The 25,064-nt window shown below is 36.2% G+C and carries 20 protein-coding genes and 2 tRNA genes; 13 read left to right on the top strand and 9 right to left on the bottom strand.

The window, feature by feature from the left end; genetic code table 11:
• Positions 1-105: 105 nt before the first annotated feature.
• Entirely contained in the window at positions 106-1,854 is a 1,749-nt protein-coding gene (gene sppA, locus EGH73_RS08500; RefSeq protein WP_123281466.1) for a signal peptide peptidase SppA, read from the bottom strand.
• A gap of 22 nt (positions 1,855-1,876) precedes the next feature.
• On the opposite strand from sppA, the gene folK reads away from it, so the two are divergent.
• From folK to EGH73_RS08530, 6 genes are all read left to right on the top strand, one after another.
• Complete coding sequence (gene folK / locus EGH73_RS08505; protein WP_123281467.1) at positions 1,877-2,293, top strand: 2-amino-4-hydroxy-6-hydroxymethyldihydropteridine diphosphokinase; 417 nt, start codon at positions 1,877-1,879, stop codon at positions 2,291-2,293.
• A gap of 21 nt (positions 2,294-2,314) precedes the next feature.
• The gene (locus EGH73_RS08510; RefSeq protein ID WP_123281468.1) at positions 2,315-3,727 is read left to right on the top strand and encodes an OmpA family protein; all 1,413 of its coding nucleotides are present in this window, start codon (positions 2,315-2,317) and stop codon (positions 3,725-3,727) included.
• 25 nt (positions 3,728-3,752) lie between these two features.
• The gene (locus tag EGH73_RS08515; protein WP_123281469.1) at positions 3,753-5,189 is read left to right on the top strand and encodes an OmpA family protein; all 1,437 of its coding nucleotides are present in this window, start codon (positions 3,753-3,755) and stop codon (positions 5,187-5,189) included.
• Between the two features lie 75 nt (positions 5,190-5,264).
• On the top strand, positions 5,265-7,166 hold the full coding sequence (locus tag EGH73_RS08520; RefSeq protein ID WP_123281470.1) for a RecQ family ATP-dependent DNA helicase: 1,902 nt from the start codon (positions 5,265-5,267) through the stop codon (positions 7,164-7,166).
• Between the two features lie 260 nt (positions 7,167-7,426).
• On the top strand, positions 7,427-8,374 hold the full coding sequence (gene fmt, locus EGH73_RS08525) for a methionyl-tRNA formyltransferase (protein WP_123281471.1): 948 nt from the start codon (positions 7,427-7,429) through the stop codon (positions 8,372-8,374).
• A gap of 12 nt (positions 8,375-8,386) precedes the next feature.
• Positions 8,387-9,217 carry an endonuclease/exonuclease/phosphatase family protein gene (locus EGH73_RS08530; protein WP_123281472.1) on the top strand — a complete coding sequence of 277 codons (831 nt, stop codon included), beginning with the start codon at positions 8,387-8,389 and terminating at the stop codon, positions 9,215-9,217.
• 156 nt (positions 9,218-9,373) lie between these two features.
• On the opposite strand, the gene EGH73_RS08535 is transcribed toward EGH73_RS08530, so the two are convergent.
• Both EGH73_RS08535 and clpB read right to left on the bottom strand, forming a co-directional pair.
• Positions 9,374-10,342 (bottom strand): zinc metalloprotease, encoded by a 969-nt coding sequence (locus EGH73_RS08535; protein WP_123281473.1) that lies wholly within the window; start codon positions 10,340-10,342, stop codon positions 9,374-9,376.
• Positions 10,343-10,555: 213 nt separating this feature from the next.
• Positions 10,556-13,147 carry an ATP-dependent chaperone ClpB gene (gene clpB, locus EGH73_RS08540; RefSeq protein ID WP_123281474.1) on the bottom strand — a complete coding sequence of 864 codons (2,592 nt, stop codon included), beginning with the start codon at positions 13,145-13,147 and terminating at the stop codon, positions 10,556-10,558.
• 426 nt (positions 13,148-13,573) lie between these two features.
• Between clpB and EGH73_RS08545 the strand changes: the two genes are divergently transcribed.
• The 3 genes from EGH73_RS08545 (at position 13,574) to EGH73_RS08555 (ending at position 15,463) form a co-directional block, all read left to right on the top strand.
• Positions 13,574-14,365 carry an enoyl-CoA hydratase/isomerase family protein gene (locus tag EGH73_RS08545; protein WP_123281475.1) on the top strand — a complete coding sequence of 264 codons (792 nt, stop codon included), beginning with the start codon at positions 13,574-13,576 and terminating at the stop codon, positions 14,363-14,365.
• 76 nt (positions 14,366-14,441) lie between these two features.
• Positions 14,442-14,864 carry a hydroxyphenylacetyl-CoA thioesterase PaaI gene (gene paaI / locus EGH73_RS08550; protein ID WP_123281476.1) on the top strand — a complete coding sequence of 141 codons (423 nt, stop codon included), beginning with the start codon at positions 14,442-14,444 and terminating at the stop codon, positions 14,862-14,864.
• A gap of 152 nt (positions 14,865-15,016) precedes the next feature.
• Complete coding sequence (locus tag EGH73_RS08555) at positions 15,017-15,463, top strand: hypothetical protein (protein WP_148041691.1); 447 nt, start codon at positions 15,017-15,019, stop codon at positions 15,461-15,463.
• A gap of 28 nt (positions 15,464-15,491) precedes the next feature.
• On the opposite strand, the gene aroQ is transcribed toward EGH73_RS08555, so the two are convergent.
• The 5 genes from aroQ to EGH73_RS08580 form a co-directional block, all read right to left on the bottom strand.
• On the bottom strand, positions 15,492-15,899 hold the full coding sequence (gene aroQ / locus EGH73_RS08560) for a type II 3-dehydroquinate dehydratase (protein WP_123281478.1): 408 nt from the start codon (positions 15,897-15,899) through the stop codon (positions 15,492-15,494).
• A gap of 67 nt (positions 15,900-15,966) precedes the next feature.
• Positions 15,967-16,038, bottom strand: a tRNA-Glu gene (locus EGH73_RS08565).
• Between the two features lie 10 nt (positions 16,039-16,048).
• Positions 16,049-16,303, bottom strand: coding sequence for a 30S ribosomal protein S20 (gene rpsT, locus EGH73_RS08570; protein ID WP_089770176.1), 255 nt, complete (start codon positions 16,301-16,303; stop codon positions 16,049-16,051).
• Between the two features lie 83 nt (positions 16,304-16,386).
• A tRNA-Glu gene (locus tag EGH73_RS08575) sits at positions 16,387-16,458 on the bottom strand.
• A 59-nt stretch (positions 16,459-16,517) separates the two neighbouring features.
• Positions 16,518-17,807, bottom strand: coding sequence for an N-acetylmuramoyl-L-alanine amidase family protein (locus tag EGH73_RS08580; protein WP_376746848.1), 1,290 nt, complete (start codon positions 17,805-17,807; stop codon positions 16,518-16,520).
• Positions 17,808-17,843: 36 nt separating this feature from the next.
• On the opposite strand from EGH73_RS08580, the gene EGH73_RS08585 reads away from it, so the two are divergent.
• From EGH73_RS08585 to EGH73_RS08595, 3 genes are all read left to right on the top strand, one after another.
• The gene (locus tag EGH73_RS08585; RefSeq protein WP_123281479.1) at positions 17,844-20,465 is read left to right on the top strand and encodes a putative LPS assembly protein LptD; all 2,622 of its coding nucleotides are present in this window, start codon (positions 17,844-17,846) and stop codon (positions 20,463-20,465) included.
• A 134-nt stretch (positions 20,466-20,599) separates the two neighbouring features.
• Complete coding sequence (locus EGH73_RS08590) at positions 20,600-20,980, top strand: RidA family protein (RefSeq protein WP_123281480.1); 381 nt, start codon at positions 20,600-20,602, stop codon at positions 20,978-20,980.
• 1 nt (position 20,981) lies between these two features.
• Positions 20,982-21,434 (top strand): hypothetical protein, encoded by a 453-nt coding sequence (locus tag EGH73_RS08595; protein WP_123281481.1) that lies wholly within the window; start codon positions 20,982-20,984, stop codon positions 21,432-21,434.
• A gap of 64 nt (positions 21,435-21,498) precedes the next feature.
• Here the strand turns inward: EGH73_RS08595 and asnB are convergent, their stop codons facing one another.
• The gene (gene asnB / locus EGH73_RS08600; protein WP_123281482.1) at positions 21,499-23,160 is read right to left on the bottom strand and encodes an asparagine synthase B; all 1,662 of its coding nucleotides are present in this window, start codon (positions 23,158-23,160) and stop codon (positions 21,499-21,501) included.
• 470 nt (positions 23,161-23,630) lie between these two features.
• Here asnB and EGH73_RS08605 point away from each other — a divergent pair, with 470 nt between their 5' ends.
• Positions 23,631-24,917: an adenylosuccinate synthase gene (locus EGH73_RS08605; RefSeq protein WP_123281483.1), complete on the top strand. Its 1,287-nt coding sequence runs from the start codon at positions 23,631-23,633 to the stop codon at positions 24,915-24,917.
• Positions 24,918-25,064 lie beyond the last annotated feature (147 nt).

Raw genomic sequence — 25,064 nt, forward strand, 5'->3', positions numbered from 1 at the left:
TTAGTTTTTCAGTGGCCTCCGCTGCATCGGGGCTATTTTCCAACAAGACACAAAAAAGCCTTGCCACAATTTTCTGGCAAGGCTTTTTTTTATTTTAAACTCCAGTTAATTTATCTTAACACTGAAAGGGCTTTGCATTAAAACAGCAGTTTTAGCATCAGGATCTGTAATGTGCTGAAAGATTTTGAAATTCTCTTTCCCAAGCTTTCTCTGAATCATCCTGGTTGAAAAATCTTCCTCAGTTTCAGAAGAAAAAATCTGCTGAAATTTTGAAACTTTTGTAGGATAAGCAGAAACGCTATAATCTTTGATATTAGCAGACTTAGCAGCATATTTGATGGCGTCCTGAAGAGATCCCAATTCATCTACCAGTCCAATCTCCTTTGCACGCACACCGGACCATACTCTTCCGCCGCCTACAGAATCAATCTCTTCAAAAGATTTTTTCCTATTCTGAGTTACAAAATGAACAAATCTCTGGTATGTAGCTTCAACACTTCTAGTCATAATAGTTAGTGTACCCGGACTTAGTCCATTGATTGCTGATATCATATTTGAGTTGGCATTTGTAGTTACAGCATCGCTACGGATTCCATTTTTCTGAGCAAGCTCTTTAAAATAAGGGATCACACCAAAAACTCCGATAGATCCTGTCAAAGTATTTGGTTCAGAAAATATCTTGTCTGCACCCATCGCAATGTAATAACCACCGGAAGCAGCATAATCTCCAAAAGAAACAATGACTGGTTTTTTGCGTTTTAGTTGTTGCATTTCGAATAAAATTTCATCAGAAGCATTGGCACTTCCACCCGGAGAATTAATTCTGAAAACTACAGCCTTTATATCATCGTCTTTCTGAATTTTTTTGATTTCTTTTACAAAATTCTCAGCGTAAATTCCATCATAACCTTTTCCGTTATATATGGCTCCGGATGCGTATAAAACGGCTATCTTTTTACCATCATTTTCGCTTTCCAGAGATTCAGAATATTTGGCAAATGAGATTTTGTTAATCTTTTTATCGGCGTCAATATTCAGCTTTTTACGGATAATATTATCATATTCAGATTTCTGGATCAGCTGATCGGCCAGCTTATATTTAAGGCTGAGATTCGGAAGGTAACTGTACAAACTATCTGTAATCACATTAAGTTCAGGCAAAGAAATCTTTCTGGAATCTGCAATCTTTTTTGATGTGTTTGCCCAGATGTCATTTAATAGTGTAGAAAGTTGCTCTTTATTTTCAGGAGATATTTCATCTCTTAGAAAAGGTTCTACAGCAGCTTTGAATTTTCCGTGACGGATTACCTGGATTCCGATTCCGTATTTCTCAGCAAAGTTCTTGAAGAATGTTACTTCTGTAGAAAGTCCTTTCAGTTCTATTAGCCCGGCTGGATTGAGATAATATTTGTCTGCAACAGACCCCAGGTAATAAGCACCTTGTGATACAGTATTACCGTAAGCATAGACAAATTTCCCACTTTTTTTAAAGTCAACAAGTGCATTACGAATATCATCCATTTGGGTCATTCCGGCTTGGAAGTTATCAATTTCCAAACTGATTCCTTTGATTTTGTTGTCAGTTTTGGCATTTCCAATAGCCTGCAAAACATCATAAAGTAAAACTGCTGTCTCTTTTTCCTTGTTAAATGCAAAAATATCTTCCTGATATTCTGATGGGCTGTCAATTATTTTTGTTTTTAAATCCAGAGTTAGGACGGAATCCTGTTTTACATCAACTCCTTCTGAAATGGAAGATATGATCAGAAAGCCAATGAAAAAAATAAAAAAACCAGCACATAGAATAAAAATTGCGGTTAAATTTGCTAAAACTAATTTGAAAAATCCTCTCATCTAATTTATCTTAATAATTAATATGTCGTATAATGATGTCATTTTGTTACTAGGGAGTAATATAAATAATCCTGAAAATAATGTCAATGAAGCATTACTGGAACTTGAAAAAAAAATAGGTGCAATAATAGCAAAATCTAAACTAATTTCAACAAAACCAGTGGAGTTTGATAGTTTCAATTTTTTTTGTAATATTGCAGTCAGAATAAAAACACAGTTTTCACCTTTTAGGTTACTTGCGGAAATCAAGACCATAGAAAGAAGTATGGGTCGTTTACAGGACTCTTCTGATCTTGGAGTATATAATGATAGGATCATAGACATAGACATAATATTGTATAATAATATAAGATTTATTTCTAGAAAGTTAGTGATCCCTCATGCTAAAAATCTTTATGAAAGAGATTTTGCTATTGGTATTATTAAGCAAGTGCAATAAAGGTTAATAAACAAATGAAAAATGAAAAAAAATATATTCTTACTGTTCTTTATTCCTTTTCTTGGTCTTGCACAGACTTCTGAAAAAGGCATTGTCACAACACCTTTTAACAACGAAAGCCGGCTTTTCAAAGATTGGTCTATCTCTGTTGGTGGTGGAACATCTTTTATGGCCAACGCGGATCTTACATCTTTTTACGATGGTAAAGTCAATTGGGGATGGAATGGCTATGTTAGTTTGGACAAACAAATTAGCCACACATTCGGGCTCTCCTTGATGTACACCAGAGGTCAGACTAAACAAAAAGCTTATTTGAATGATGCGGCTGGCGTCGCAAATGGTAATACAAAGTTTGACCAAATTGCCTTATTGGGAGACATCAACTTCTCAAATCTAATGAGAAGAACAGATAATAAGTCTCCATTCCGATGGGCTTTACATGGTTATGCCGGTATTGGTTTCACAGGATACAAAACCTTTTTGCAGGATAATGATAGGTTAAGTAAATGGCCTCTATACATAGAGCAAAAAATGAATATCGCAAGTTTCACTTACACTGGTGGAGTAGGAGTGAAATATAATATTTCAAGATTACTTGATATAGAATTAAGAGCTTTGTATCTTATCAGTGGAGATGAGGAATTTGACGGTGGCGGATGGTCAAGAACAGATACAGGATATAACCAAATTAATGATTCTTATACAGATAATGCTTGGTTATTTAATTTAGGTTTATCATTTAAATTAGGAAAACATCAAGATCATTTACGTTGGGTAGATCCTTTACAAGGTGCATATGCAAAAGCAGCTGCTTTGGAAGAAAAGTTCAAGGATTTCAATGTTTGCGAAAAAGGAGATCAGGATAATGATGGTGTTTGTGACGATTGGGACAGACAATTGGATACGCCGGCAGGAGCAAGAGTTGATGGAGCGGGTGTAGCTTTGGATACTGATTTAGATGGTGTTATTGATCTTAATGACAAATGTGTTACTGTTCCTGGACCTATTCAAAATAACGGTTGTCCACTAGAAAGTACATCTCAGGTTTTACCAGTTAAAGAAGTGGCTATTGATGAAATTAACAAGTATTTCAATGGGATAGAATTTGAGCTTAACAAAGATGTCATCAGACCAAAATCTTTCCAGGATCTTGATAAAGCAGCTGACATTATTAAAACTTTAGGTACTGATAGTCAATTTGTAGTTGTAGGTGCTACTGATTCCCGAGGATCTATTCAGTATAACAAAAAATTATCACAAGCAAGAGCTAATGCAGTTTTAAAATATCTTACAGATAAAGGTGTTTCTTCAAATATCTTAACTGCTGAAGGAAGAGGTAAAGAAGACTTGAAATATACAGAATGCGATCCGGCAACAAAATGTCCGGAGTGGAAGAATGAAGCTAACAGAAGAGTATATTTCGTAGCAAAATAAATAACTGGAAAAAAACATTTAAAATATGAAACAAAATTTATTATCATTAGTAGCAATAGGATTATTGTTGCCTATCAGTTTAGCAGGACAGGAGGTGTCGACAGATGCTAATTCTGGATCTCAAAATGTTTCTCCGTTTACACAAGAGTCAAAAAGATTCAATGACTGGTCTATCTCGGTAGGAGCTGGTGTGCCTTTGATTCAGTCAGCAGATATGACTTCTATAAAGAATGGAAATGGTAAAAATCTATTCGGATATTCGGCTTATATAAGTGTAGATAAAGCAATTACCCACGCATTTGGTATCAATCTACAGTATGACAGAGGCGAAACTAGACAAGGACAAATCAATACAAAAGATCATAAAGCTTTGGCGGGGAATTATCCTGCCGGAAGAACACAATATGATGCAATCTCAATTCTTGGTGATGTTAATTTTTCCAACTTGCTAAGAAGAGTAGATAATAAGTCTCCATTCAGATGGGCTCTTCATGGTTATGCTGGTATCGGAACCTTAGCGTATAAATCTTACAGGCAAAATCCAGGAACTGAATATAACCAAGTTTTGAACTATGAATCAAAACCATTTAAATTGAATTCCCTTTTTGGTCAGGCTGGTGCAGGACTTAAATTTAAGGTCAATAACAGGATTGATATAGAAGGTCGTTTGATGTATGTGGTTACGGGTGATGATGAGTTTGACGGAGCTGGTGTTGGACAGAATGGATATAACTTAATAGAAGATCAGGTTTCTGATAATTTTTTCAATGGGACTTTAGGCTTAACATTTAAACTTGGTAAGCATGAATCTCATCTAATGTGGCACGATCCTTTGCAGGAGATTTATTATAAACTTGATGTTCTCAATGATAAAACTCAGGATATAGAGGTCTGTAAAAAAGGAGATGCAGATAATGATGGTGTTTGTGATGATTGGGATAGACAACTAGACACTCCTGCTGGCGCAAGAGTTGATGGGGCTGGAGTTGCTCTTGATATAGACTTGGATGGAGTTATTGATCTTAATGATAAATGTGTAACTGTTCCAGGTCCAGTAGAAAATAACGGATGTCCCGTTACTCCTACAACTCAGGCAGGAGTGGTGACGGATAGTGAAAGATTATTAAAAGGAATTGAATTTGATTTAGATTCAGATAGAATCCTTCCTTCTAATAGACCTATTCTTACTCAAGCTATAAATTATATCAACGCTTCAGGTGTTGATTTTAAAGTGATAGGTGGGACAGATACAAGAGGAACTAACAGATACAACCAAAAATTATCTGAAAGGAGAGCACAAAATGTCAAAAATTATTTGATAGAGAATGGTGCAGACAGAAAAAAATTGGAAGCTTTTGGTACAGGAGAGAAAAACCTGCTTTATCCGGAATGTGATCCTGCCGAAAAGTGCGAAGAATGGAAAAACAGAGCAAACAGAAGAGTGTATTTCGAAGTGAAATAAAAATTTTAAATTGACAATATAATAAAAACCGCAGCGATGCGGTTTTTTTTGTGCATTATTTAAGTAAATTTACACATGCTTTCTCCAATAAATTCCAATGAGAAATTAATCATTGATACTCTAAAAAATTTTTGGGGTTATAATGATTTTAGATCTTCTCAAAAGGAAATCATTTTATCCATTATCTCCGGAAAAGATACTCTTGCACTTTTGCCAACGGGCGGAGGGAAATCTCTTTGTTATCAGCTGCCGGCATTGGTTTTAGAAGGTGTTTGCTTAGTCATATCTCCACTTTTAGCTTTGATGAAAGATCAGATTCTTATGCTTCAGTCATTAGGAATCGAAGGAGAGTTACTCAGTTCCGAGTTGGACGAATTTGAAGAAGAATTAGTCTATAATAAATGCAAAGACGGATTAATACAAATTCTTTATGTCTCTCCTGAAAGACTACAAAATCCTTTGTTTTTAAAAAATATTCAGGACATTCAGATTTCTTTTATAGCAGTAGATGAAGCGCATTGTATTTCAGAATGGGGATCAGATTTTCGTCCTAGTTATCAAAATATAAAACAATTTAGGAAGGAATTCAAAAAAGTGCCTTGTCTTGCACTCACTGCAACAGCTACCAATAAAGTTGTTAATGAAATATCAGACAAACTCGGTCTTCATGAAACAAAGATTTTCAGACAAAGCTTCAGAAGAGATAACCTGAATGTCATTGTAGAAAATATTTCGGATAAATATAACAGAATACTTCAGTTTTTGAACCAAAATCCAGCTTCGGGAATTATCTATTCCAGAACTAGAAAAGAAGCAGAAGCTTTAACTGATTTTTTAAAAAATAATAACTTTCCAAACGTAGATTTCTATCACGCAGGATTGCCAGCCACGGAAAAGGAAAGATTACAAAAGAAATGGATTTCCGGTCGCTTTCACGTATTGGTATCTACCAATGCTTTCGGGATGGGAATAGACAAAGATAATGTGAAATTTGTTATCCATCTTTCACCATCATCTACATTGGAAAACTATTATCAGGAAATAGGAAGAGCTGGAAGAAACGGAGACGAAGCAATAGCTCTTTTGCTTTGGAACGATCAGGAACTTGCCCATATAGACGAGATTTTTAGGAATCAGATTCCAAGCAAATCGGAGTATCAGAAAATTATAACCTATCTTTACTCGATGTTTCAGATTGGCGATAATGATTTGCCGGAAAAAACATTTTCTCTAGAGATTCAAAAACTGAATAATCTGACGAAATTATCCAAAGCCAAAATCAGGAATATTCTTTCCTTTCTACATAATCAGGAATTAATTTATCATAAAAGTGCTGCTTCTGCATCCACTATTCAGAGTTTTGTAAAGCCAGAAGAATTAGAGCAGCTCAATCCTTCCGATGCCTATTTCTTGGAATTGCTTTTCAGGAATTTACCAGGATTGGCAATCCAAAAAGTTTATTTTAGTGATGCCGCATTTTGCAGTAAAAATAATTTTGACATCCAGACTTTTAAGGTAAAATTAAAACAAATGCAAAAAGCAGGTTATCTGGAATATTTGGATGGCGGTCAGCAGGCCATAAAGTTCCTCAAACCAAGAAATGACAGGCATCTTTTTGGAGAATATTGGCGGCTGTTTCATCATATCCAACAGAATAAACTAAGAAAGTGGGAAGAAAATAAATTCTATGTCCGAGATACAGATTTTTGTAAAATGAAACTGATTCTCAGTTATTTTGGTGAAGCTGATGCGGAAAACTGCGGAAAATGTTCCGTTTGCAGAAAACGGACAGCGTCCAAGCGTAATCTCTCATCAGAAATCATTTTGCAGTTGGAGAAAAAGCCTATGACATTGGATGAAATGTGTGCTGCTCTGCATTTTTATCAGAGAGAAACCGTTTCTGAAACCATTATTTTTCTCTTAGATATCGGAAAAGTCAAAATGTTGAATTATAAAACCTATATGCTCAATCAATAATAATTTTAGTTTGGGCAGCAATTTCCGCCTTCCGCTCCCAAACCTAATGAATGTTCGACGAAGTCAATCTTTTTTGCAATAAGATTTCAGATAAATTAGAAATTCAATCAAAGCAAAAAAGGATTTCCGCTCAAATCGAGGAACGAGATTCATCGATTCAAATAAAATAAATATAAATCAGAGATAAGTCGGGCTGCGAGCGATTCGACTAAAAAAATTAATTATCAACTATCAATCATCATTTATCTATTATAAAAGCAATGACTAAATCTCTTAATATCGTTTTTTTCGGAACACCAGATTTTGCTAAAGCGTCTTTGGAAGCTATTTTTAAATCTCATCATAAAATTGTGGGCGTTGTAACTGCGCCAGACAAAGCCAGCGGAAGAGGTATGAAACTCACGCCTTCGCCGGTAAAGGTGTTTGCAGAACAAGAAAATCTAAAGCTTTTTCAGCCAGAAAAATTGCGAAATCCAGAATTTTTAGAATCCGTCAGAAACCTGAATGCCGATGTTTTTGTTGTTGTAGCTTTCAGAATGATGCCTCAGATTTTGTTCTCGATTCCGAAATTGGGAACGTTCAATCTGCACGGTTCTTTGTTGCCGGATTATCGCGGTGCAGCGCCAATTAATTATGCAGTCATCAATGGAGAAACCAAATCTGGTGTAACCACATTTTTCATTAATGAAAAAATTGATGAAGGTAATATTCTGCTTCAGGCTGAAACCGAAGTTTTACCGGAAGATAATGCAGGAACTTTGCACGACAAATTAATGGTAATTGGCGCTGATTTGATTATTGAAACTTTAAATGGATTAGCTGAAAACTCAATTACAGAAAAACCTCAGCCTGAAAAAGAAAATCCCAAAACGGCTTATAAAATATTCAAAGACGATCTGAAAATCGATTGGAATCAAAGCTCAGAAAAGATTCACAATTTCGTGAGAGGAATGTCGCCCTATCCAACAGCTTTCACGATTTTGAAAATTGGAGAAGATGAAAAATCACTGAAAATCTTCAAAGGGCATTTTGAATTAGAATCGCATTCGAGAGAAGCTGGAGATTTTGATATTTCTAAAACTGAGTTCAAATTCTATACAAAAGACGGACTTTATTATCCGGAAGATGTTCAAATCCAAGGTAAAAAAAGAATGCCTATCAAAGATTTTCTTAACGGAATTCAGAATTTTGAAGATTATAAAAAGTAACAATATTTTAGAATGAAAAAAATATTTTTCGGATTATTATTGGCATCTAAGCTTTTCTTTTCTCAGGATTTGAAAGTGATGACTTACAACATTAGACTGTCTTTGGAAAGCGACAAAGAAAACTCTTGGAACAACAGAAGAGATGATGCTTTGGCGCTGATGTCGTATTATCATCCGGATTATTTCGGTGTTCAGGAAGCCATTCCGCAACAGATGATTGATATTAAAACCAATCTGAAAGATTACGATTTTGTGGGCGTTGGAAGAGATGATGGTAAAAACCAAGGCGAATACTCGGCGATTTTTTATGATAAAAACAAATTGGAAGTTACCAAATCTGGAACTTTCTGGCTAAGCGAAACGCCAGAAAAACCTTCTAGAGGTTGGGACGCCGCTTACAACAGAGTTTGCACTTATGCGTTTTTCAAAATAAAAAACACTGGCAAACAATTCTTGGCGATGAACCTGCATTTTGACCACGTTGGTGATGTTGCCAGAGTTAATTCTGCAAAACTGATTCTTGAAAAAATCAAAGAACTGAATCCGAAAAATCTTCCATTAACTTTGGCAGGAGATTTTAATTTGACGGATGGTTCTGAGCCTATCAAAATTATTTCTAAATCATTAACGGATTCCTATTACAATTCCCAAAAACCACATTACGGACCAAAAGGAACTTGGCAAAATTTTGATATCAATACACCTTCTACCGAGCGTTTGGATTACGTTTTTGTAAAAGGATTCGATGTGTTGTCTAACAGAACCATTAATGACAGACGAGAAAATCTTCTTTATCCGTCCGACCATTTTCCGGTTTTGACAGAGATTAGTTTTAAGAAATAGATATGCAAAAATCCCCTTGTTGAAAGAGGATTTGTTTTTTTTTGTTATCTAAAAAAAATACGTAGTGTTCTAAAGATAGTCATCTTAAAATTTCAAAAAGGAAAAGCTGCCTTTGCCAATGCAAAGACAGCTTCGTGATATAATGTCTAATTTATATTAATAAACTCTTAGTCCAGATCTAGATCCACCGGAAGCTACTACTGACTGAATTCTGCTTTTTTGACCAGCTGAGAACATAAACATTGCGGCATCATTTACATAGTCCATGTAATTCATAAACATAACAGATCTAGAAGTACCGTTACAAGTATTATACAACGGGTATGTTGGTGTTCCATAGTTTGCACCAGTCTGAGTAGGTGTATCAGCAACCAAATCATTACCGCAAGTAGCATCACCCCAGATGTGTCTTAGATTTAAATAATGACCAACCTCGTGTGTTGCCGTTCTACCAAGGTTGTAAGGCGATGTAGCGCCTGTTTTTCCAAAATATGGTGCAGCAATCACAACACCATCATTCCATAATCCTGCGGATTCTGGGAATGTAGCATACCCAAGGACTCCGCCCATATCTCCAACTACCCAAAGATTGAAGTAGCTGCTTGGAGTTGTGGCATCAATACCACCCGTGGATGCTTTTTTCATAGCATCATTCGTTCCCCATTTTGTCTTTGTTGTAGATTTTCTAACCGTTTTAATCAGGTGAAATCTTACTTTTGTATCACCTGCTTTTACACCTGAAAATTCTGTTGGAATTTTTGATGCATCTGTGTTTGTGCCCCCGAAATCGGCGTTGAGAATTGCAATTTGCTCAGCGATTCTTGCATCTGAAATGTTTTCTGCACTGGTTTTATAAATGACGTTTACGACAACTGGAATATCAACACTACCATCAGCTAAAACCTTTCCCGCAAAAGATTGTACAGCAGATTCTATATTAGCATAACGTTGTCTTGCTGATGCATCACTTTTTAAAAGCTCAGCACGGATTTCTTCCGAAGGACAACTTCTTCTGGATGCTGTGGACGTGGTTGGGTTCTCAGAAGTTATGCTTTCTGTTTCATTAGTGTTGTTACATGCTGTAAGAACAGCAGCAGAGATCAAGTAAAAGAATGTTTTCTTCATAGGACTATATTTATAATTTTACTCAAAAGTATAAAATATTATCAATTAAACAAATAAAATAGTAATGAATATTTAAAGATAGTTGTGTTATGTTGAGAATAATTTATCTTAAAACAATGTGTAAAAATTGGTTAAGTCAAACAAAAACTGCGTTTTACAAATTGTAAAACGCAGTATGTAAAGAGTTTTTAATATGAAGAAAAATTTAACTTTTTATTCCACCGGTCTGAAAACCAAACCTGTTTCCTCAAAATAATCCAGTGTAATTCTGTCGCCATCATTGATATTGCCGGCAAGGATTTCTTTGGAAAGTTTATTGAGAACTTCCTGCTGAATCACTCTTTTCAATGGTCTTGCTCCGAAAACTGGATCGTAACCTTTGTTGGTGAGGTAATCCAAAGCATCTTGTGTTGCGGTCATAATGATATTGCGTTTTGCTAACATATCATTGAAACCTCTCAGCTGATATTGAACGATTTTTGCGATTTCTTTTTTTCTTAAAGGCTGGAATAAAACTATTTCATCAATTCTGTTGAGGAATTCCGGACGAAGTGTTTGTTTTAATAAATCAAAAACCTGAATTTTGGTTTTATCAACAATTTCATCTTGGTTTTCTTCTGTGATATTTTCAAAATTCTCCTGAATGATATGCGAACCTAAATTCGAAGTCATAATGATAATCGAGTTTTTGAAATTCACAACTCTACCTTTGTTATCCGTCAAACGACCGTCATCCAAAACCTGCAACAACGTGTTGAAAACATCAGGATGCGCTTTTTCGATTTCGTCTAAAAGTACCACAGAATAAGGTCTTCTTCTCACGGCTTCAGTCAACTGACCGCCTTCATCATAACCTACATATCCCGGAGGAGCACCAACTAATCTCGAAACACTATGACGCTCCTGATATTCACTCATATCAATTCTCGTCATATTGTTTTCATCATCGAATAAAAACTCCGCTAATGCTTTTGCCAGCTCGGTTTTTCCGACTCCGGTGGTTCCTAAAAACAGGAATGAGCCAATTGGTTTTTTATCATCGCTTAATCCTGCTCTGTTTCTTCGGATTGCATTTGCCACGGCTTCAATGGCTTCTTCCTGACCGACAACTCTCTTGTGGAGCTCGTCCTCCAGATGTAATAATTTTTCTCTTTCGGATTGTAAAAGTTTGGTTACAGGAATTCCTGTCCATTTTGCAATTACTTCAGAAATGTGTTCAGAAGTTACTTCTTCTTTTATCAATTCATTCTGATGGTTTTGCATTTCCAGTTCAAGTTTCTGCAAAGCATCTTCCTTCTCCTTAATTTTTCCGTACTGGATTTCTGCTACTTTAGCGTAATCTCCAGCTCTGGAAGCACGCTCAGCTTCCAATTTTAAAGCTTCTATATCTTTTTTAATCTGAGTAAGATCTTCAGATTTTTGTTTTTCTTTCAGCCATTTTGCATTGATTTCATTTCTCTGTTCAGAAATTTTAGCAATATCTTCCTTCAAATGGTCGATTTTCGTCTGATTTCCTTCTCTTGAAATGGCTGCCAATTCAATCTCCAACTGCATCAATCGTCTGTCGAGAACATCCAGTTCTTCAGGTTTTGAATTGATTTCCATTCTCAGTTTAGCCGAAGCTTCATCAATCAAATCAATCGCTTTATCCGGGAGAAATCGGTCTGAAATATATCGTTGAGACATTTCCACTGCCGCAATAATCGCTTCGTCTTTGATTCTTACTTTGTGATGCGCTTCATATTTATCTTTAATTCCACGAAGAATAGAAATTGCCGATTCGGTATCCGGTTCTTCAACCATCACTTTCTGGAAACGTCTTTCAAGTGCTTTATCTTTCTCGAAATATTTTTGATATTCATTCAAAGTCGTTGCACCGATCGCTCTTAATTCTCCTCTAGCCAAGGCTGGTTTCAGAATATTTGCCGCATCCATCGCGCCTTCACCGCCTCCGGCTCCAACCAAAGTGTGTATTTCATCGATGAAAAGGATAATCTGTCCGTCTGATTTGATAACTTCATTCACAACAGATTTCAAACGCTCTTCAAACTCACCTTTATATTTTGCACCGGCAATTAAAGCACCCATATCTAAGGAGTACAAAGTTTTATCCTGCAAGTTTTCAGGGACGTCGCCGTTGATAATTCTATGTGCGATTCCTTCTGCAATCGCAGTTTTACCAACTCCGGGCTCACCAATCAGAATCGGATTGTTTTTTGTTCTTCTTGAAAGAATTTGTAAAACTCTTCTGATTTCTTCATCACGACCGATTACCGGGTCAAGTTTCCCTTCTGCAGCGAGTTCGTTGAAATTTTTAGCATATTTATTTAAAGATTGATAAGTTTCTTCCGAACTTGCAGAAGTTGCTTTTGAGCCTTTTCTTAATTCTTTGATTCCGCCTTCCAAAAGGTTTTTCGTAACGCCCATATCTTTCAACATTTTCGAAACTTCTGAATTAGTTTCCATAAGGGAAAGCCAAAGATGTTCGATGGTTACAAATTCATCACCCATTTTTTTAGCGATATTGGGAGCATCAAGCAAAACTTTGTTCGCCGATTGTGAAAGGTAAATATTTCCTCCCTGAACTTTTGGGAGTTTTTCTAAATTTTCCCTGTTTCGCTCTCTCACCAAAGTGGCATCTGCTTCAGATTTTTTCAATAAGAAAGGCGATATATTTTCATCTACCTGGAAAATTCCTTCCAGTAAATGTTGAGGTTCAATCTGCTGGTTGCCAAATTCCATTGCGACTTGTTGTGCTGCTTGGATGGCTTCCTGTGATTTTACAGTATACTGATTTAAATTCATAATATTTTTGGATTAAATGATTTAAAAATTAAAAGGCTAATGATTGAAAAACTTGTATCAAATTCTGTTCAATTTTAGATTTTGAAACTATGATTTTTGATTTTTGTTTTTTAAAAGCATTAAGAAAATAAATTTTTATGGTTTAACTTCTTAATGCTTCATCAATCATTTAATTCTGAAACCATTATTACAAAAAGCATTCTATTGTTGAATTTTTAAAAAATATAAGACAAATTTTCCGAATAATTGATTTTAAACTGATTTGATAAGATAAATTTTCCTAATATTTAAAAATCATTCTAAAATCAAATGCCAAAATGTAATTCAATAAATCAAGATTGATGATCATTATGTTTGTCGTTTTAAATTTTTAATTCCGATTTTATAATTCTGCAAATAGTTTTATATTTGAAGAAAACCAAGATTATGTATTCACAAATAGAGATAGATTCCCAATTCGACGGAAAATTGCAATTGATTTATCTGAATCAGCCGGATAGTTATAACAGCCTTACTCAAGTTATGCTTGGTGAATTGCGAAATGCGGTTCACAAATTCAGTTATGATGATAATGTAAGATGTATTGCTATTGCCGGAAAAGGAAAAGCATTTTGTGCCGGACAAAACTTGAAAGAAGCTTTAGGTTTTGAGGAAGACGATAGAACAATCCAAAGATTTGTGATTGAATATTATAATCCTTTGGTTCTTGAAATTGTTAAATGTAAAAAACCAGTAGTAGCATTGGTTAATGGTCCCGCTGTTGGAGCAGGAGCAATGCTGGCTTCTATTTGTGATTTTACATTGGCGACAGAAAGTTCTTATTTCTCTTTTGCTTTTGCGAATATCGGTTTGATTCCAGATACGGCAGGAACGTATTATTTACCGAAATTAGTAGGAAGACAGTTGGCGAGTTATTTATCTTTCACAGGGAAAAAAGTTCCAGCGACAGAAGCTAAGAAAATAGGGTTGGTTGCGGATGTTTTTACAGATTCCGAATTTGTTGAAAAGTCTATGGAAGTTCTGACTCAGCTTTCTCACGCTGCCACAACTGCGCTTTATCTCACCAAAAAAGCCTTCAATAAGTCCTATAACTTTACACTGAACGAACAGCTGGATTATGAATCCATTATTCAACAAGATGCAGCGGAAACTGAAGATTTCAAAGAAGGCGTTGCTGCTTTCATCGAGAAACGCTTGCCAAATTATAAAGGGAAATAAGTTGGAGAGTTTGAGAATCGGAGAGTTTTTAGAGATTAAAGAAATTTAATCATTTATCAACCATCAATTATAATTTATGAATGCTCGAGAAACGGCGGAATATATGTTTGAGAAAGATTCGTTTTCTCAATGGCTCGGAATTGAACTGACGGAAATCAAAGATAATTACTGCGTTATAAAAATGCCTGTGAAACCTGAAATGATTAACGGTCTTGGAACAGTTCACGGGGGTGTAACGTTTGCTTTTGCGGATTCTGCATTGGCTTTTTCTAGTAATAATTCTGGCGAAGCTGCGGTTGCGCTCAATTGCTATATAAACTTTACAAAAGCTGCAAAAAAAGGAGATGTTTTAACGGCAGAAAGTATTCTTTTGAATGATACTAGGAAAACTGCGATATATGATATCACCATAAAGAATCAGAATGATGAGGTTGTGGCAGGTTTCCGCGGAACAGTTTATAAAATTGGCAAAAAAGTTGTAGAATTGGAAACATTATAATTTTACCAGTGGCATTACATCCATTCTCTAGATTTGGGCAACTATATCCGCCTTCCGCTCCCGCTTTTTTCTTTTTGCAAAAGAAAAAGAGCTCCGCTCAAGTCGGGCTGCTGCAATTCGCGGTTCCAAAAAAATCCCTGAAATACCTTGCAATGATACCATTGTTTTTGATAGCCTGTAAAAAAGATCCTAAAATAAAAGAGACCGAACTAGATACTCTTACAGCTATAAAAAAGCCCGTGGATACATTGTCTCCAATTTTGAAAACAGAGAAAGAATCCAATCAGAATATCGTAACAGTCGATGCATCGAAGATGCCGATAAGATTAAAATTGGAGATTAAAAATCAGGATGAACAATTAATTCTGAGATTAGAAAACCTGAATCAGCCCAAAATCAAAGCTTATCTGAAAACCAATCAACCTATGAATTTGCGATTCAATCAGATTAGATTGCCAGACAATACTTTTGACGGACCCTTTGGGCAATCTATAGAATATGAAACTAGGCAAAAAGGTGAATATTGGCTGATATTATCTAAAAACAATATGGCTAGTGGTGAAGCGCCAACTGGAAAATTCTTTATAAAAATAGAATAAGAAAGAATCTCAGAAGAGATTCTTTTTTTTACAGTAAACTTTGTAATGCAAGTTTGTAACCCTTCATTCCAAAACCAGAGATAACTGCATCGCAGCTTTCCGCAGTCACTGACTTTTTACGGAATTCTTCGCGCTTGTAGATATTGCTGATGTGGATCTCGATTTTTGGTATTTGAATATTTTTCAAGCAATCTGCAATGGCATAAGAATAATGCGTAAAAGCACCTGGATTAATTACCAGAGCATCGAAGTCATCGTTTTGCAAACGGTTGATCAATTCACCTTCAATATTGGATTGGTAGTAAAGAATTTCCTGGTTAGGGAATTCTGTAGTCAATTCCAGAAGATAATCTTCCATAGAAACGGAGCCATATATTTCGGGTTCACGAGTTCCTAGCAAATTAAGATTAGGTCCGTTAATAATTAAGATTTTCATAGTGTTAAAATAATTCTCAAATATAACAAAAATAAAAAACCTTCAGAAAAATCTGAAGGTTTTTAAGTAGCCCGTAGGGGAATCGAACCCCTCTTACCAGAATGAAAATCTGAGGTCCTAACCGATAGACGAACGGGCCAGGATTTATATTAAGCTAAGCTATTTACGTGCTTAGTTAATTTGCTCTTTAAGTTAGCTGCTTTATTCTTGTGAATAATGTTTTTCTTAGCTAATTTATCTAATAAAGAAATTACTTTTGGTAATTGCTCAGATGCAGCTGCTTTGTCCGCTTCATTTCTTAATACTTTCACAGCTGTTCTTGCAGTCTTGTGGTAGTATCTGTTTCGAAGTCTTCTAACTTCGTTTTGTCTGATTCTCTTAAGTGCTGATTTATGATTTGCCATAACGTTCAAATGTGGGTGCAAAGATAAAAGTTATTTTTTAATTTGCAAACTTTTTATAATAATTTTTTAAAATTTATTTTTTGTAGCCTATAGGGGAATCGAACCCCTGTTGCAAGAATGAAAATCTTGAGTCCTAACCACTAGACGAATAGGCCGTTTGTGATTTCGGAGTGCAAAAATATAGACTTTCTTCTATTTTTCCAAATTTCTGAAGCTATTTTATTCTTTTTTCTATCACTGTATTTATAATGTTCTTGTTTTCAAGCTCTTTTTGTGTGTTTACAGCTTCCTCCAAAGTCTTATATTTTCCATATGTGTAGTAAAAAACACCATTTTCTTTGTTTCTCTCCATATTAGGAAGCGTTTTCATAATATGTGATTTCGAATCTAACTTATCTTTTCCAGCATAAACCTCGATGGTATAATAACCACTTGCTAAGGACTGATTAGGAACAAAACTTATAGAAATTGCATTTCTGAATCCAGAATCTTTAGCCGTCTTCAGATTGTTATCTCTCACGGAAGCATAATTGGTAGTTCCGTAATAATACTTATAATTTCCGTTTTCTTTTATAGGTAGAATGTATTTCAGGCCTTTTAGAGCGGGATCGTTTTCAGTATATCTTGTGGGCGTGCTCATCAGCAATATTCTGAAATCATTCTTAAGAGGTTGTTCAGCTGGTTTTTCAGGTTCAGGTTCTTTTACATTTCTGTCAACCAATTTTTTATAACTTGTGATAGCATTGTAGATGCTCTCTGCTATGGATTGTTGCCCTTCTTCGGTGGATATGTAATGTGCATCTTCATAATTATTAACGAAACCGGTTTCTATAAGGATGGAAGGCATTGCATTCATTCTCAGTACGTGCAGGTTTTCCTGTTTTACACCACGGGATAATCGTTTATCCTTTTTGACAAAGTTCTCTTCCACAAGTCCACCAATGATGAGACTCGCCTGCAGGTATTTACTTTGTTGTATTTTAAGCGCAATGAGAGATTCTGGTGAGCTAGGATTGTAGGATGCAAAATTCTCTTTGTCCCTTTCATCGAGGAAAATAACGTCGTTTTCGGCTTTTGCCACATCAAGATTAGCTTTATTTTGATTGGGACCTTGGACGAAAGTTTCTGTTCCTTGTGCTGTTGCGCTTTTACTGGGCGAAGAATTAACATGAACCGAAATAAACAAGTCTGCTTTACTCCTGTTGGCGAGATCTGTTCGGTATGTCAAAGACGGATACTCATCGATTTTTCTAGTATAGATCACTTTGTAGTCCTTGTTTTTTTCCAGCATTCTTCCAAGTTTTAGAACAATGCCGAGTGTCACATTCTTTTCCATTACAGTTCCGATGTCACTATAATATCTGTTGGCTCCAATGTCACTTCCTCCGTGTCCTGCATCCAGAACAATTGTGAATTTTTTCTGGCAATATAACAAGCTGAAACTACCAAAAAATATCAACAGAAAAAAAAATTTCTTATAAAGTGTAGGCCTGATCATTTTAATCTTTAAAATTTAATTAATTTTGAACCCAATTTCAGAATGACTGCATTGGCTCGAAGTATTTTCAAAAATATATTACTAATTTTAAATATCCTAATTTTTAACAATATTTTATCACAAACTGTGCCTCAAAATATTGATAAGAAAAGTGATATTAGAGATTCCGTCAGTTTACGTAAAGATACGGTAACTGCGAAGAAAGATACCATAATCCCAAAAGAAGAACTAGAAGATGTGGTTAAAACCAAGGCTGAGTACAGAAGCAGCTCATCCATATCTAACAAGCAAACTTCCCTTAACAAAAATGCTCAAATTATCTATCAGGATATGCAAATTGATGCGGATTATATCCGGATAGATTGGGAAACAGGAAAAATCTATGCTAGAGGTGAGCAGGATGATAAGGGCAAGATCATAAAGCCGGCTATTGCTACGCAGGGTGGGAAAAAGTATGAATATAATGAGGTAATCTACAATTATAAAACTAAACAGGCAATCGCCTTCAATGCGAGAACAGAAGAGAGTGAAGGTGTGATTGTAGCTGAGAAAACCAAGAAGTATAATGATTCTGTGTTCTTTATGAGAAAGGCGATTTATACTACGGACGACTATTTTATCAAGAAAAAAGATACACTGCCGGACTACCATATGTCTGCACCCAATATTAAGCTGATAAAAGGTAAAAATAGTTCCCAGCTGGTTACGGGCCCAATACAGCTTTACATAGAGCAAGTTCCCACGCCACTTGTGATGCCTTTTGCGATACTTCCATTTTCGGATAAAAGATCTGCCGGTATTCTGATCCCAAGTTTTGGAGAACGGCAGGATGTCGGTTTTTTTCTTAACGGCTTAGGTTACTATCAACCGATTGGAGATCATTTCGATCTTAAAATTCTCTCGGATTTTTACACCAAAGGAAGCTGGAATCTGAAACCGGAACTGAACTACCTCAAAAAATACAGATACTCCGGAAACTTTGCGGCAGATTATGGCTACACAGTGCGAGGGATAAAAGGATTGGATGATTATTCCAGAACCAAGACTTTCCGTATTGCGTGGCGTCATTCCCAGGATTCCAAGGCTAATCCTTATTTCACCTTCAATGCCAGTGTAGATATTGTGAGCAGTAAATTCTACAATAATACAGTTAACAATAATTATATTTTTAACGGAAACGTTCTAAATACCACGCAGACTTCAAGGATCAATGTTACGAAGAGATTTTTAAATCTTCCCATCACCATTAGTGCGAGTGCTGGATATAACCAAAATTTTGCGACAGGTCTCACGGATATCCGTTTGCCCGATATGACTGTAGCTGTCAATCAGTTTTATCTTTTTAAACCAAAGACTGGTGTCAGAACAGGACTGCTGGAAAATATCAATGTCAATACCGGATTTGCGCTCAGTAATTATGTTACAACAACAGAAGATCAGCTTTTCAAACAGCAGATGTGGCAGGATTTGAAAACGGGAGCGAAAAATAACATTTCGCTTTCCACCAATACAACGTTGGCCAAGTTTTTTACGTTCTCGCTAAGTGCCAATGCGGATAATGTGCTGACCACTAAAACACTAGAGAAAAGCTTTAATCCTGTTACCAATGGAATTGATAATGTTTATAATAACGGAATCGCAGCCTATTCTACATTCTCTACCAGTGCGAGTTTGCAGACTACTTTGTATGGACAGAAAAATTTTGGGAAGAAATCACCTATTGTCGCTATCAGGCATATGATGACACCGAGTTTCAGTTTTACCTATTCACCGGATTTCGGTGCTAGAAGTTGGGGATATTATAGAGATTATGCTAATGCAAGAGGCGAGATTACGCCGTACTCTATTTTCGAAGGCGGTATTTATGGCGCACCTTCCACAGGTCTTACACAAAGCTTAGGATTCAACATTGCTAATAATATAGAGATGAAGGTGAAATCCAAAAGCGATTCTACCGGAGTGAAAAAGGTGAAGATCTTTGAAAACCTGAATATTTCCGGAGGTTATAACTTTGCTGCGGAAAAATATAAATGGTCTGTGTTCAGCGTCAATGCACAATCATCTTTCTTTGATAGTAAACTGAATGTCAATTCCAGCCTCACCATTGAGCCTTATCAGATAGTGTTTGCAAATGGCAGCGATACAGGGATCAGAACAGAGAACTTCGGGCACTTCAGCCTCCAGGGTTTCAATCTACAGCTTTCTTATCCGATGAGCGATGCCATATTTGGAAAAAAGGAAGAGTTATCAAAAAAATATAAAAAGAAAGGAGAGATTCGGAATGAGAATTATTATTTTGATGATGATAATTACGCCCACTATATTCCGACCTGGACTCTGAACGTCAATGCCAACTATGCGTACACAAAGGGACTTTCACGATTGGGGACAAAGGTTGCAACTGTAGGGCTAGATGGAAGCATCAAGCTCACGCCATACTGGAATATCAACGGAAGCACCAATTATGATATCGTTAATAAAACTTTGGCATATACAAGGCTAGGTTTTTCCAGAGATCAGAGAAGTTTCACCATCACGTTCAACTGGGTACCGTTCGGACAGTATAAAGTATATGATTTCTTTATCGGAATCAAAGCCAACATTCTGAAAGATGCCGTGAAGTACAAGGAAAGAAGTTTTACGCAGCCTAACAGTACTTTTTAAACCATACAGTCAATGTTAAAAGTTAGGTAATCAGTATTATTATAATTTTTTCATCGACAAAAAAAGAATCTTATGACTGCTTGCTTCTTACTTCCGACTAATTTATATAGTTTTGTAAAAATTAATTATTGAACATGAAGAAGATCATCCACACACCAAATGCGCCTGCTGCTATAGGTCCCTATTCACAGGCTTGCCTTGTAAATGGAACATTGTACATCTCGGGTCAGATTCCTGTAGATCCGGAAACAGGAAAGCTGGTGGAAGGAATAGATAAGGAAACGCATCAGGTGATGAAAAACCTGAAGGCTATTCTTACAGAGGCAGGAATGACATTTGATAATGCCGTGAAAGTATCGATATTCCTGAAGAGTATGGACGATTTTGCGGTGGTGAATGAGATCTATGCTTCTTATTTCAGTAACGATCAGTTTCCGGCAAGAGAGACCGTGCAGGTTTCCTGTCTTCCGAAAAATGTAGATGTCGAAATATCGATGATTGCTTTTAAAGGATAGGATGAATTTTCTAAGGAATACAATTGGTGTTTTGGCCGGGCTTGCCGTGGCTGCGCTCATTATCACATTCGGGATAAAGATTGATTCTGACTGGATCACATATAAGGAGTTTGCGCCATTTAAGCATTGGGAAAGATTACTTCAATCTGTGCAGCAAAAAGACTCTTTTTTCATTGCCCTGCTTTTCTTTGGCGGGATTGGGGTGACTTTTGGCGGTGTGGTGACAGCTATTATCGTAAAGTATGCAAAAGTGGCCTACGCAATTCTCATCGGTTTTATCATGCTTTTTATAGCGATGTTGGATATTATCATCTATCCTTATCACCCGGTATTTTATAAGATCTCTATATTCCTGATATTTTTCCCTTTTTCCTGGATTGGCGGAAAGATTACGGAAGTGATCTACGAACGCCGAAAGAAACGCCTCAAGCAGAGTCAGAAGAATTTGAAATAATAGAGAAGCACAACTTTCGGGTTGTGCTTCTCATTTTATTAGTATAGTTAGTTTAAATATATTTCTAATAAGCTGTTTCGTGAACTTTCACAGCACGTCCGCTTGGGTCGTTCATTTTCTTGAAGGCTTCATCCCATTCTAATGCAACTGGTGTGGAACACGCTACTGATGGAACAGACGGTACACAACTCGCTGCCGAATCACTTGGGAAATGGGATTCAAAAATTGTTCTGTATCGGTATTCTTCCTTGCTCATAGGCGTATTAATCGGAAAACGGAATTTTGCATTCGCCATCATTTCGTCTGTCACTTCATCTTCAGCCACTTGTTTCAATGTATCAATCCAGGAATAACCAACACCGTCACTGAACTGTTCCTTTTGTCTCCAGGCGATACTCTCTGGCAATAGATCTTCGAACGCTTTTCTAAGCACCCATTTTTCCATTCTTTCCGGCGTTATCATTTTATCTTTCGGGTTGATGGTCATCGCAACGTCCATAAATTCTTTGTCAAGAAACGGAACTCTGCCTTCGATTCCCCAAGCCATTAGAGATTTGTTGGCTCTTAAGCAATCGTAAAGATGGAGTTTTCCTAGTTTTCTAACAGTCTCTTCGTGGAAAGCCTGAGCGGATGGTGCTTTGTGGAAATACAAGTAACCGCCGAACAACTCATCTGAACCTTCACCGGATAGTACCATTTTGATACCCATAGATTTGATAACTCTTGCCAAAAGATACATTGGGGTAGAAGCTCTTATCGTGGTGACATCATAAGTTTCCAAATGGTAGATAACATCTTTTATCGCATCTAAACCTTCCTGTACAGTATATTTGATTTCGTGGTGGACAGAACCAATATGGTCTGCTGCTTTTCTAGCCGCTGCCAAATCGGGGGAACCTTCCAAACCTACTGCAAAACTGTGTAATCTTGGATACCAAGCCTCTTGCGTGTCGCCGCTTTCTATTCTTTGTCGTGCAAATTTTGCAGTTACAGCCGCAATAATTGTAGAATCTAACCCGCCGGAAAGTAAAACGCCATAAGGCACGTCACTCATCAGTTGTCTGTGAACAGCTTCTTCAAGTCCTTTTCTGATGGCTGAGATATCGGTTTCGTTATCTTTTACATTATCGAAGTCTATCCAATCTCTTGTGTACCATTGCTGTAATTCTTGTCCGTCTTTGCTGTAAAGGAAATGACCAGGCAAGAATTCCTCTATTTTATTACAAACACCTTCCAAGGACTTCAGTTCAGAAGCTACATAAAAACTGCCATTCCTGTCCCAGCCCATATACAAAGGCACAATTCCCATATGGTCTCTTCCTATAAGGTAAGCATCATTATCTTCATCATATAGTGCAAAAGCAAAAATACCGTTCAGTTTTTCTAAGAAATTTTTTCCATCTCTTCTGTATAGAGCCAAAATTACTTCACAGTCAGATTGAGTCAAAAATTCGTAATCTGGAAATTCAGATCTTAACTCCTGATGATTGTATATCTCGCCGTTAACTGCTAAAGCTACTTTTTTATCTTTAGTAAAAAGCGGTTGCTTTCCAGAAGTAGGATCCACAATAGCTAATCTCTCGTGAGAAAAAATTACATTATCGTGCTGATAGATTCCTGACCAATCCGGTCCGCGGTGTCTTATTTTTTTGGACATTTCCAGAATCTGGGGTCTGATTACTTCATTTTTTTGTTTCGTGTCGAACACACATACTATTCCGCACATTTTATTTATTTGTTTTTGTTTTAATTAAAATTATAATGCAAAAATATAAATTCAAACTCATAAATAAAATGAAAGTTGCGTTATGCTTTATTATTTTAACATTTTTCAAAGAAAACGTGCTATTTATTCATCTTAATGATGGAATTAAATACGTTTAACTAATTTTTTTTAATTTAAGATTTAACGTCAAACCTTATGTATATTTAGTTTTGAGTTGATATTTATAAAATAATAATGGATAAAAAAAATCCATTGTGGAATTATTTACAATAATTTTTTAATTTTTTTTAAAAAAAGTACAGTTTTTGTAGTGAAAATTGTATTATGGATGCAGAGATGCATTTGTAATTTTTTCATCATTTGTGTTTTTGCCCTCTTATATCTTATAAGAGGGTTTTTTTATTTATGTGATTTTGCTAAGCCATATATAAAATCTAACTTTGCGAATAATCTAAATAAAAAGTAAAAATATGTCAACTTATGTTGTTGTAGGTCTTCAGTACGGAGACGAAGGCAAAGGAAAGATTACGGATGTACTCTCAGCAAAATCAGATTACGTTGTTCGTTTTCAGGGCGGTGATAATGCCGGACACACGGTATATGTTGGTGATGAAAAATTTGTTTTGCATCTGCTGCCTTCTGGAGTTCTACAGTGTAAAGGTAAATGTATCATCGCCAATGGTGTTGTTGTGAATCCCAAAGCATTTATAAAAGAAATAGAACAGATAGAGAGCAAAGGACTGAAAACTGATCACGTTTTCATTAGCCGAAGATCTCATGTGATAATGCCTTATCATATTTTGTTGGACACATACAGGGAAGAAGAACACGGCGGAACACAGATTGGCACCACCAAAAAAGGCATAGGTCCTTGTTATGAGGATAAAATCGCACGGGTTGGAATCAGAATGATTGATCTTCTTAATCCAACTGTATTGAGAGAAAAGATCAAAAAAAATCTGAAAGTCAAAAATTCACTTTTTGAGAAATATTTTGAAAAGCCGGGCTTAGATGAGGAGGAAATATATCAAGAATTTCTAGCTTTGGGAGAGAAACTGAAGGACAGAATTGTTGATACAGAATTGGAAATCAATCAAGCTATTGCCGATGGAAAGAATATTCTTTTCGAAGGGGCACAGGCATTGATGCTAGATATTGACTTCGGAACTTATCCGTATGTGACGTCTTCTTCGCCTTCTACAGGTGGTGTTTGTACAGGTGCGGGTGTACCTCCTACAGCGTTGAAAAATCTGATAGGCGTAGCAAAAGCTTATACCACGAGAGTCGGACATGGTCCTTTTCCAACAGAATTAGATAACGAACTTGGCGAGAAAATCAGACAGATCGGTTTCGAATTCGGAGCGACTACCGGAAGACCTAGAAGAACTGGCTGGCTGGATGTTGTTTCTTTGAAACATGCTTGCATGATTAACGGAATTAATAATCTTGTAATCACAAAGCTGGATGTGCTAACAGGAATTCATCCGCTTAAAATCGCTACAAAATATAAAACTGAAGACGGAAAAATAATTGATTATTTTACATCTTCTACGACTAAACTTTATGACTACGAGCCTATTTATGAAGAATTGGATGGATGGGATGAAGATATAACCAATGCAAGAACTTATGACGAGCTTCCAGCCAATGCCAAAAAGTACATTGAATTTATAGAAGAGCATCTTGGTATTAATGTTTATCTTGTTTCTGTAGGTCCGGAGCGTTCTCAGAACATTATCAGAAAAGATCTTTTTTAAATTATAACTTCAAAATATTAAAACCGGATTTATTCCGGTTTTTTTGTTTTAACAAATTTTAACTATCGAGAATCAATTTTGGAATCATAATTGGAATGTCTGAATTGTAATCGTCACAGTTTTGTGATTAAACCCAAATCACGCAGT

The organism is Epilithonimonas hominis, from assembly GCF_003730015.1.
GTDB lineage: Bacteria > Bacteroidota > Bacteroidia > Flavobacteriales > Weeksellaceae > Epilithonimonas > Epilithonimonas hominis.

What these genes read in the sequence shown, in the direction of transcription:
- EGH73_RS08510 (WP_123281468.1), top strand. Translation starts at nt 2,315, where the DNA reads ATGAAAAAAAATATATTCTTACTGTTCTTTATTCCTTTTCTTGGTCTT.
- asnB (WP_123281482.1), bottom strand. Translation starts at nt 23,160, where the DNA reads ATGTGCGGAATAGTATGTGTGTTCGACACGAAACAAAAAAATGAAGTA.
- EGH73_RS08595 (WP_123281481.1), top strand. Translation starts at nt 20,982, where the DNA reads ATGAATTTTCTAAGGAATACAATTGGTGTTTTGGCCGGGCTTGCCGTG.
- EGH73_RS08515 (WP_123281469.1), top strand. Translation starts at nt 3,753, where the DNA reads ATGAAACAAAATTTATTATCATTAGTAGCAATAGGATTATTGTTGCCT.
- aroQ (WP_123281478.1), bottom strand. Translation starts at nt 15,899, where the DNA reads ATGAAAATCTTAATTATTAACGGACCTAATCTTAATTTGCTAGGAACT.
- rpsT (WP_089770176.1), bottom strand. Translation starts at nt 16,303, where the DNA reads ATGGCAAATCATAAATCAGCACTTAAGAGAATCAGACAAAACGAAGTT.
- fmt (WP_123281471.1), top strand. Translation starts at nt 7,427, where the DNA reads ATGACTAAATCTCTTAATATCGTTTTTTTCGGAACACCAGATTTTGCT.
- EGH73_RS08520 (WP_123281470.1), top strand. Translation starts at nt 5,265, where the DNA reads ATGCTTTCTCCAATAAATTCCAATGAGAAATTAATCATTGATACTCTA.
- sppA (WP_123281466.1), bottom strand. Translation starts at nt 1,854, where the DNA reads ATGAGAGGATTTTTCAAATTAGTTTTAGCAAATTTAACCGCAATTTTT.
- EGH73_RS08590 (WP_123281480.1), top strand. Translation starts at nt 20,600, where the DNA reads ATGAAGAAGATCATCCACACACCAAATGCGCCTGCTGCTATAGGTCCC.
- EGH73_RS08605 (WP_123281483.1), top strand. Translation starts at nt 23,631, where the DNA reads ATGTCAACTTATGTTGTTGTAGGTCTTCAGTACGGAGACGAAGGCAAA.
- folK (WP_123281467.1), top strand. Translation starts at nt 1,877, where the DNA reads ATGTCGTATAATGATGTCATTTTGTTACTAGGGAGTAATATAAATAAT.
- EGH73_RS08545 (WP_123281475.1), top strand. Translation starts at nt 13,574, where the DNA reads ATGTATTCACAAATAGAGATAGATTCCCAATTCGACGGAAAATTGCAA.
- EGH73_RS08585 (WP_123281479.1), top strand. Translation starts at nt 17,844, where the DNA reads ATGACTGCATTGGCTCGAAGTATTTTCAAAAATATATTACTAATTTTA.
- EGH73_RS08530 (WP_123281472.1), top strand. Translation starts at nt 8,387, where the DNA reads ATGAAAAAAATATTTTTCGGATTATTATTGGCATCTAAGCTTTTCTTT.
- paaI (WP_123281476.1), top strand. Translation starts at nt 14,442, where the DNA reads ATGAATGCTCGAGAAACGGCGGAATATATGTTTGAGAAAGATTCGTTT.
- clpB (WP_123281474.1), bottom strand. Translation starts at nt 13,147, where the DNA reads ATGAATTTAAATCAGTATACTGTAAAATCACAGGAAGCCATCCAAGCA.
- EGH73_RS08555 (WP_148041691.1), top strand. Translation starts at nt 15,017, where the DNA reads ATGATACCATTGTTTTTGATAGCCTGTAAAAAAGATCCTAAAATAAAA.
- EGH73_RS08535 (WP_123281473.1), bottom strand. Translation starts at nt 10,342, where the DNA reads ATGAAGAAAACATTCTTTTACTTGATCTCTGCTGCTGTTCTTACAGCA.